Source organism: Paenibacillus sp. HW567, from assembly GCF_000374185.1.
GTDB lineage: Bacteria > Bacillota > Bacilli > Paenibacillales > Paenibacillaceae > Paenibacillus_AQ.
In genome coordinates this window covers 4274171-4283562 of record NZ_KB910518.1, presented here as the reverse complement: position 1 = coordinate 4283562, position 9392 = coordinate 4274171, and the positions used below count along the sequence as shown (strand labels likewise).

The 9392-nt window shown below is 55.9% G+C and carries 4 protein-coding genes; all 4 read left to right on the top strand.

Annotation, left to right across the window (positions count from 1 at the left end; genetic code table 11):
• The first annotated feature begins 3 nt into the window (after positions 1-3).
• The 4 genes from B212_RS33285 to B212_RS0119285 all read left to right on the top strand — a co-directional run bounded on the left by B212_RS33285 (position 4) and on the right by B212_RS0119285 (position 9382).
• Positions 4-2967, top strand: coding sequence for a type I polyketide synthase (locus B212_RS33285; protein WP_019912648.1), 2964 nt, complete (start codon positions 4-6; stop codon positions 2965-2967).
• A gap of 117 nt (positions 2968-3084) precedes the next feature.
• A complete protein-coding gene (locus B212_RS0119295; protein ID WP_019912646.1) occupies positions 3085-4677 on the top strand; it encodes a beta-ketoacyl reductase in 1593 nt (530 codons plus the stop codon).
• A complete protein-coding gene (locus B212_RS0119290; RefSeq protein WP_019912645.1) occupies positions 4674-7865 on the top strand; it encodes a type I polyketide synthase in 3192 nt (1063 codons plus the stop codon). The genes B212_RS0119295 and B212_RS0119290 overlap by 4 nt, the downstream gene beginning before the upstream one ends.
• Positions 7814-9382: a beta-ketoacyl reductase gene (locus B212_RS0119285; protein ID WP_019912644.1), complete on the top strand. Its 1569-nt coding sequence runs from the start codon at positions 7814-7816 to the stop codon at positions 9380-9382. Before B212_RS0119290 ends, B212_RS0119285 begins: the two co-directional genes overlap by 52 nt.
• Positions 9383-9392: the final 10 nt, after the last annotated feature.

Here is a 9392-nt window from a genome sequence, read left to right as displayed (position 1 = left end):
GTCGTGGAAAAAAAGGACGAGATCTATTCTTATATATTGCAGGAGGTCGGTTCCGGGCATTTGGATAAAAGCATTGCCGCATACCTGATTCATTACCTCCGACAGGATCATGGGACCGAGGCGGATACAGACATTGCGATTATCGGGGTTGCCTCCCGCTTCAGCAATGGGGGCAGCACAGCAGAAGTAGAAAAGCTGCTCACCCTGGGTGTGGACTCCATTCAGGAGCTCCCTGCCAGCAGGAAGGAACAGGCCGATCTGTTTCTCCCCCTGTTTCAAGTAGAGAAGGGCAGCGCACAGTATGACAAGGCCGGTTATTTATCTGAGATTGATTCATTCGATTTTGCCTTTTTTAATATTTCTCCCAGAGAAGCAAGCCTCATGGACCCCAATCAACGCTTGTTTTTGCAGCTTGCCTGGGCAGCCATTGAGGAATCCGGTTATGGGGGGACCCAATTAACGGGCAGCAGAACAGGCGTTTTTATTGGCTACAGCTCAGATTTCGGCGAGGAATATAAGAAAGGAATTCAGATGCTCATGCCGGAAGCGATGGGCGTAGCCATTCCCGGGAATATTAAATCCGTCATTGCCAGCCGGATCTCCCACTACCTGGATTTGAAGGGACCGGCGGTTGTGCTGGATACCGCTTGTTCGTCGTCGCTTGTCGCCATTCACTTTGCATGCAAACAACTCATCGAAGGCTCTTGCGATTTGGCGCTGGCGGGTGGGATCAAGCTGCAGCTCTTTCCGTTAAAGAGCCATGTCCATTTGAAAATCGGCATTGAGTCATCCGATGAGAAAACCAAAACCTTCGATGACAGCTCAAACGGAACCGGAAAGGGTGAAGGAGCCGGCGCCGTTCTGCTGAAGCCTTTGAAAAAAGCATTGCAGGACAGGGATCATATCCATGCCATTATCAAAGGCAGCGCGATCAATCAGGACGGCAATTCCATTGGCATTACTGCCCCGGATGCGCAGGCGCAGGAAGAGGTGCTCTGGCGGGCATGGGAAGAGGCTGGCATCAATCCGGAAGACCTTTCGTATATCGAAGCCCATGGCACGGGAACCAGACTTGGTGATCCCATCGAAATCGAAGGAATCAACCGGGCCTTTTCCCGTTATACCCAGAAAAAGCAGTTCTGCGCGATTGGATCGCTGAAAACCAACATCGGTCATCTGGACCATGCCGCGGGAATTGCCGGGCTAGTAAAGGTGATACATTCGCTTAAGAGCAAAAAGCTTTTTCCGTCGCTTCATTTCATGAAACCGAACCAAACGATTAATTTCAGCGAGTCGGCTGTGTACGTAAACGATCAACTCCGGGAATGGACGGCCTCGGGACCGCCGCGGCTTGCCGGTATCAGCTCGTTTGGACTAAGCGGAACCAACTGTCATATGGTATTGGAGGAAGCGCCTCCGGCGCAGCAGAAGCAGCATCACGGAGAGACGGTGTATTTGCTCCCGCTGTCCGCCAAGGACGGCGGAGCGCTGCGGGAAATGGTTGCGGAGTATATCAGCTATTTAGATGGAAATAGCCAGATTGACCTGGAAGATCTCTGTTATACAGCCAGTACGGGGCGTGGGCATTATAACCACCGGTTGGCGGTTATCTTCACAGGGTTCAAGGATCTGCTTAACCAACTGGAGCATATACAGCAGCATAGTTTGGCGTCCCTGACAGAACGGGAGAAACAGGCGTTGACGTCGCAGGCCGCCCAATACTTGAAGGAGATGGTGCGGCAGCCGGAGAAAAAGATGGACTCCTACCGCAGGATAGCGGATCTGTATCTCTCTGGAGCGGCAATCCATTGGGAGGAGATGTACGAGGGGAGGGGGTGTAACCGTTTGAGCCTGCCGGTCTATCCCTTTCTGAAAACGCCTTGCTGGATCAAACCGGAAGCTCAGGCCGACCCCAAGCCCTCCACTTCGGGCAGGAAGGTTCATCCTTTGCTTGCGGACGTTGCAGGGGAAACGCCGGATCAAGTCACTTATGCAGTTCGTATGTCGGCCGAAGAAGCTTGGGTGCTGCATGAGCACAAGGTGGGAAGCGAATATGTGCTGCCGGGTACGGCGTACATCGAGCTGCTGCTGGAGATCGGGAGGCAGCAGGGCGGGCGGTCTGTCATCAAGGATCTCGCCTTTTTGCAGCCGTTATCCGTGCAAGAGGGAGAGACGCAAGAACTGCAGATCACTCTGGAAAAAGGGAGCGGCGACAGCGAGTTTTTTATTACCAGCAGGGGTCAGACAGACGGGATTTGGCGCAGGCACGCGGAAGGCAAACTGTGCCCTCCTTCGCAGGGCCGCAGGACATATGACCTTCCTGCATTGCTGGAAGCCTTCCAGATCCATCCGAAGATAACGGGCGTCGAAACCAGCGGCGGATATATTACAACGGGGGCAAGATGGAACAATATCAAGGAGCTGCGGGTAGGGCCGGAGGAATGCCTGGTTGCCGCCGGGCTTGGCGATGACTATCGTGACGAGGCCGCCGGGTATCATTATCATCCGGCGCTGCTTGACAATGCGGTCAATATCGCGATCCGCAGCATCGACGACCAACTGTATTTGCCTTTTTATTATCAGCAAATCCGGGTCTATGACCGGATTCCCGCTGACATTTACAGCGTGGTGAGAAGGCAGGACCGGGGAGAGGGCCATCAGACGGCAACCTTCGATATAGATATCCTGAATCCGGCAGGGGAGGTGCTTGCAGAGATCGAGGGCTATACGATCAAGCAAGTGCAAGCCTGGAAACCGGCAGGGATGTATTACGAAAAGGACTGGATGGTGCAGGATGCTGTGGCCTCACCCGATGTTGGCCGGGAGATTTCGCAGGCAACTGTTGCGGTTATCACCGGGGAGGAGAGATTGCAGACCGGCTCCTGGAGCGGATTCGTTCACAGTATGGACGGGTGCTGGAGATTTCCGGCGGGGAAATGCACAGCCGGGAAGAGTATCAGCGCTTAGGGGAGCGCCTGACAGCCGAGAAGGTGGGAACCGTTATTCATCTGACGAGCCTCACGGAACGGGAGATTGACACAAAGGCGGAGCTTGATGAGGCCGGGGAGCGGGGGGTTTTACAGTTTGTATTCCCTGCTGGACGGCCTTTTTGTGCAGCATTTCTCCGGGGACCTGAGGATGATTCTCGTCTGCGACGAGGCGAACCGGGTGACGGGAGAGGAAGCCGGGCTTCGGCCGCATCACGGGTGCTTGCTTGGGCTTGGCAAGGTGGCGCGGGAGGAATTTCCCCAAGTGCAAATCCGCTTGGTGGATGTCGACAGACGGACCCCTCCGGGGAGGATTGTGAACGAATTCAGGCCTCGGGAAGCGCCGTATCAGGTGGCGTACCGGAACGGAGAGCGGTATGTGGAGCGACTGCGGGAGGCAGCGCTTGAGCCGGATGAGGAGCAGCCCGGCCTCCGGGAGGGCGGGGGGTATGTCATCACCGGAGGAACGGGCGGCCTGGGGCTGGAAATCGGGAAGCAGATGAGCCGGATGAGCCGGGTCAGGCTTCACCTTATTGGCCGCCGGGGACTGCCGGCGCGGGAGCACTGGGAAGCGATCGCCGCGGCAGGAGCCGAGAAGCAGCAAATCCGGCAAATTGCGGCGGTTCAAGAGATGGAGCGGAATGGGGCCCAGGTGCAGATACATGCCGCAGATGTCGCCGAGGAAGAGCAGATGCGCAGCCTGCTGGAGCAGATACGCACGGAATCCGGCGGCATCCACGGCGTTGTGCACGCTGCGGGAGTAGCCGGAGAAGGGCTGCTGGTCCGGAAGACCGCCGGGCAGATCCGGGAGGTGCTGTCGGCAAAGGTAAGCGGAACGTGGGTGCTGGATCAGCTTACGCGGGAGGATGACCTGGATTTCTTCATGATGTTCTCCAGTATGAGCACGTTGATGGGGGGAATGGGGCAGAGCGACTATGTGGCAGCGAACAGCTATCTGGATCTGTATGCCGACTGGATGAGAACGCAAGGGAGGAAAGGGATCACGGTAAATTGGCCGCTGTGGCAGGAGGTGGGGATGGCCGAAGAATATGAGGTCGATAACCGCCAAAGCGTGTTCGAGAGCCTCACGCCCCGGCAGGGGGCGGCAATATACGGCGAGCTGCTGCAAGCCGGCCGGAGCCGGGTTATCGTGGGTCAATTGAAGCGCCGGCTTGCCAAGGATACGATCGGGCAGAGCCTCATGAATGATTATGTGCTGTCGGATCAATTGGCCCATGCCTTCCGCACTCGTATGGAGCAGCAACAGGAGAAGACAGAGCGGCAGGTTTCGGACTATTTCCCGGTACATATTTCTGACAAGGATGAAGCGGATCTGACCGCGACCGAAAGAGAAGTCGCCATAATCTGGGCGCAGGTGCTCGGGGTCGATGAAATTGGCTTGTCTGCCAAATTCAACAGTATGGGCGGCAACTCCATCCTTGCCGTTGATTTATTCAGACGGCTGGAAGCGAAATATGGCAAGATCGTAAATATTTCCGATGTTTTCACCTATGCAACCATTGCGGAGATGGCGGATTATCTGGATACACAGCAGCAACGGCAGCGTGGAACGCCTGCGACGGAACCGGAATCATCGACTCTGGCCTTGTTGCAGCGATTAGCGAACCAGGAGATTTCAATGAACGAAGCCCTTGAAACGTACAAAACGAAATCGGGAGGCGTGTCATGACAGCGGCAGAAAAACTGATTTTCGAACTGGTAGCCTCCCAAAAGCTGACCCCAAACGATGCTGCTATATTGTTGGAGCATCAGCAGAAGCATGAAGAACCGGTGAAGGAACAGGAAATTGCCATTATCGGCATGGCGGGCAAATTTCCGGAAGGGGAAGATCTGCGGCAATTCTGGGAATGTCTCCGGCAGCAAAAAAACGGCATCACTGATTTTCCCGATTCCCGGGTACGCGATTGCATCGGTGAAGCCCTGCCGGACGAAATAGAGGTAAATCAATTGTTTTTTAAAGGCGGTTATCTGGAGCGGATTGATCAATTCGATCCTTCTTTTTTTCAAATTGCTCCTGCCGAAGCTAAATTCATGGACCCTCTGCAGCGATTGATGCTGGAAGCTTCTTATCAGGCTATAGAGGATGCAGGTTATGACTACAAAGATTTAAGCGGGACAAATACCGGCGTATATATCGGTACGGACCACACCTGGGGCCAATGGTACAGAGACAATGCTGCCGAACAGGACCCCCTGCTGTTATCCGGCACATGGTCGGCCATTCTCTCAAGCCGGATATCCTATGGGCTGAATCTGAAAGGCCCCAGTCTTGTAGTCGATACCTCCTGCTCCTCCGGCCTGGTAGCCGTACATGAGGCCTGCCGGTCCATTCAGTCGGGTGTGTGCAATCTGGCAATTGCCGGGGGCATTCACATCAATTACAGCCCGGTGAAAAACCCGATGCTTGATCTTGTCGAATCGCAGGATTCGCTGATCCGAACCTTTGATAAACAGGCTAACGGCACAGTTTGGGGCGAAGGGGTGGGGGCCGTCATCCTCAAACCTTTGCAGCAGGCTATCCGGGACCGGGACCATATCTACGGGATTATCAAGGGGAGTGCAGTGAACAACGACGGAACCTCAGACGGCATTACGGCTCCTAGTGCGCGCGCCCAGGAAGAGGTCATTTGCCAGGCTTGGCAAGAGGCTGGAATTGATCCGCAGACGATCTCTTATGTGGAGGCGCACGGGACTGGAACGCAGTTGGGAGATTCCATTGAGATTAACGGCCTTACCAAAGCCTTTTCACGTTACACCCAGAGAAAGCAGTTTTGTGCAATTGGCACTGTAAAAACCAACATTGGACATACGGTTGGCGCGTCAGGGCTGGCTTCCTTGCTCAAGGTAATGCTGGCCTTTCATCATCAGAGGATTCCGGCCAGTCTTAATTTTCTGGAGGTGAATCCCTTTATTGATTTTTTTGCGTCCCCCGTTTATGTGAATGACCGGCTTCAAGACTGGACGACAACGGCGGATACACCCCGGGTGGCGGGAATCAGTTCGTTTGGCTTCAGCGGGACCAACTGCCATATGATCGTGCAGGAGGCGCCGGACATTCCGAAGCCGACCCATGAGCGGGATCAGGCACCGCTGTATGTACTTCCGTTATCGGCAAAAGACGATCAGGTTCTCTTGAGGCTGGTGGAGGATTACACCGATTATATCTCACGTCATGCCGGGATTGATTTGCAGGACCTATGTTACACAGCCAGTACGGGACGCGGGCATTATAACCATCGTCTGGTCATTCTCTTCACCGGATATGCGGAGCTGCTTCAGAAATTGGAGCACCTGCAGAAGCACGGTCTCGCTTCCGGTGCGGAGGTTCTCTGCCGCAGCCATGAGATGGTGGCACACGGCGGGGCAATGCCGGATCAGCCTGGCCCGGTAAGGCTGACCGAACGGGATAAGCAAATCTTAACGCTTCAGGCTGTCCGGCTGTTGCAAGCATTGGACTCTCCACAGGAGGCGGATCTGGCTCTCTACCGTTCCATCAGTGAGCTTTATGTCTCAGGGGCGGCTATTGATTGGAAACGGATGTATCAAGCTGTACCGTGCCGGCGGTTGAACCTGCCGGTCTATCCGTTCCGCCGGACTCGGTGCTGGGCAGAGAAACGCGGTCAAGGGCATCCGCAGCAGCATATGCATCTGCACCAGGCGTCAGGGCATCCGCTGCTTCGGGGAAATGTCTGCGAAACTTCGGGGCAGGTGATATACACCACGGCATTCTCGGTGGCCACGGATTGGGTGCTGCATGAACATCAGATCGGCAGGGAGTATGTGCTGCCGGGTACGGCGTACATCGAGCTGCTGCTGGAGATCGGGAGGCAGCAGGGCGGTCGGTCTGTCATCAAGCAGCTTGCTTTTTTGCAGCCGTTTTCGATACGGGAAGAAGGGGACACCCATGCTCTGCAGATCGTCGTGAGCAACGGTAAGGAGGACAGCGAGTTTTATATCGAGAGTAAGGATCAGACGGACGGGATTTGGCGCAGGCACGCGGAAGGCAAACTGTGCCCTCCTTCGCGGGACCGCAGGACATACGACCTTCCTGCATTGCTGGAAGCCTTCCAGATCCATCCGAAGATAACGGGCGTTGAACCCAGCGGCGGATATATTACAACGGGGGCAAGATGGAACAATATCAAGGAGCTGCGGGTAGGACCGGAGGAATGCCTGGTTGCCGCCGGGCTTGGCGATGACTATCGCGAAGAGGCCGCCGGGTATCATTATCATCCGGCGCTGCTTGACAATGCAGTCAATATCGCAATTCGCAGCATTGACGACCAACTGTATTTGCCTTTTTATTATCAGGAAATCCGGGTCTATGACCGGATTCCCGCTGACATTTACAGCGTCGTGAGAAGACAGGACCGGGGAGAGGGCCATCAGACGGCAACCTTCGATATAGATATCCTGAATCCGGCAGGGGAGGTGCTTGCAGAGATCGAGGGCTATACGATCAAGCAAGTGCAAGCCTGGAAACCGGCAGGGATGTATTACGAAAAGAGACATGGTACACGGACGCTGTGTCCTCACCCGATGTTGCCGGGAGATTTCGCAGGCAGAGCGTGTATCACCGGGGAGGGGGAGATTGCAGACCGGCTCCTGGAGCGGATTCGTTCACAGTATGGACGGGTGCTGGAGATTTCCGGCGGGGAAATGCACAGCCGGGAAGAGTATCAGCGCTTAGGGGAGCGACTGACAGCCGAGAAGGTGGGAACCGTTATTCATCTGGCGAGCCTCACGGAACGGGAGATTGACACAAAGGCGGAGCTTGATGAGGCCGGGGAGCGGGGGTTTACAGTTTGTATTCCCTGCTGGACGGCCTTTTTGTGCAGCATTTCTCCGGGGACCTGAGGATAATTCTCGTCTGCGACGAGGCGAATCGGGTGACGGGAGAGGAAGGGGGGCTTCGGCCGCATCACGGATGCTTGCTTGGGCTTGGCAAGGTGGCGCGGGAGGAATTTCCCCAAGTGCAAATCCGCTTGGTGGATGTCGACAGACGGACCCCTCCGGGGAGGATTGTGAACGAATTCAGCCTCCGGGAAGCGCCGTATCAGGTGGCGTACCGGAACGGAGAGCGGTATGTGGAGCGACTGCGGGAGGCAGCGCTTGAGCCGGATGAGGAGCAGCCCGGCCTCCGGGAGGGCGGGGGGTATGTCATCACCGGAGGAACGGGCGGTCTGGGGCTGGAAATCGGGAAGCAGATGAGCCGGATGAGCCGGGTCAGGCTTCACCTTATTGGCCGCCGGGGACTGCCGGCGCGGGAGCACTGGGAAGCGATCGCCGCGGCAGGAGCCGAGAAGCAGCAAATCCGGCAAATTGCGGCGGTTCAAGAGATGGAGCGGAATGGGGCCCAGGTGCAGATACATGCCGCAGATGTCGCCGAGGAAGAGCAGATGCGCAGCCTGCTGGAGCAGATACGCACGGAATCCGGCGGCATCCACGGCGTTGTGCACGCTGCGGGAGTAGCCGGAGAAGGGCTGCTGGTCCGGAAGACCGCCGGGCAGATCCGGGAGGTGCTGTCGGCAAAGGTAAGCGGAACGTGGGTGCTGGATCAGCTTACGCGGGAGGATGACCTGATTTTCTTCATGATGTTCTCCAGTATGAGCACGTTGATGGGGGGAATGGGGCAGAGCGACTATGTGGCAGCGAACAGCTATCTGGATCTGTATGCCGACTGGATGAGAACGCAAGGGAGGAAAGGGATCACGGTTAACTGGCCGCTGTGGCAGGAGGTGGGAATGGCCGAAGTGTATGAGGTCGATAACCGCCAAAGCGTGTTCGAGAGCCTCACGCCCCGGCAGGGGGCAGCAATATACGGCGAGTTGCTGCAAGCCGGCCGGAGCCGGGTTATCGTGGGTCAATTGAAGCGCCGGCTTGCCAAGGATACGATCGGGCAGAGCCTCATGAATGATTATGTGCTGTCGGAGAGCTTGAACAGGCAGCTCAGGAGATCACTGCACAATACGCAGAATCTAAACGGGACGCCGGAGCGGACAGAGCTTATCATCAAGGACGCGAATCAGCTCCAAATGACCCGGAGCCACAAAGAAATTGCGCAGATTCTGGCAAAAGTGCTGGACGTTCAGGAGCTGAGTATTTTCGCCAATTTCGAGGATCTGGGCTGGAACTCCTTACTCGCAGTGAGGCTTCATAAGGAACTGGAGGCGGTCTTCCCTGGTCTTTTTGCCATCTCGGACGTCTTTTCCTACCCTACGGTTCACGACATGGCTGTCTATCTGGAACGCAAGAGAACGATTCCGCAGAAACGGGAGATGACTATCGAACAGGTCATGGGCGATTTGGAGGACGGAATCATCACGCCGGAAGAAGCAGAGGTGCTGATTGGCAAGATCAGCGGGGCAGTATAAACCAAGCTGT

Coding starts and splice junctions, on each gene's coding strand:
- B212_RS0119290 (WP_019912645.1), top strand. CDS start 4,674: ATGACAGCGGCAGAAAAACTGATTTTCGAACTGGTAGCCTCCCAAAAG.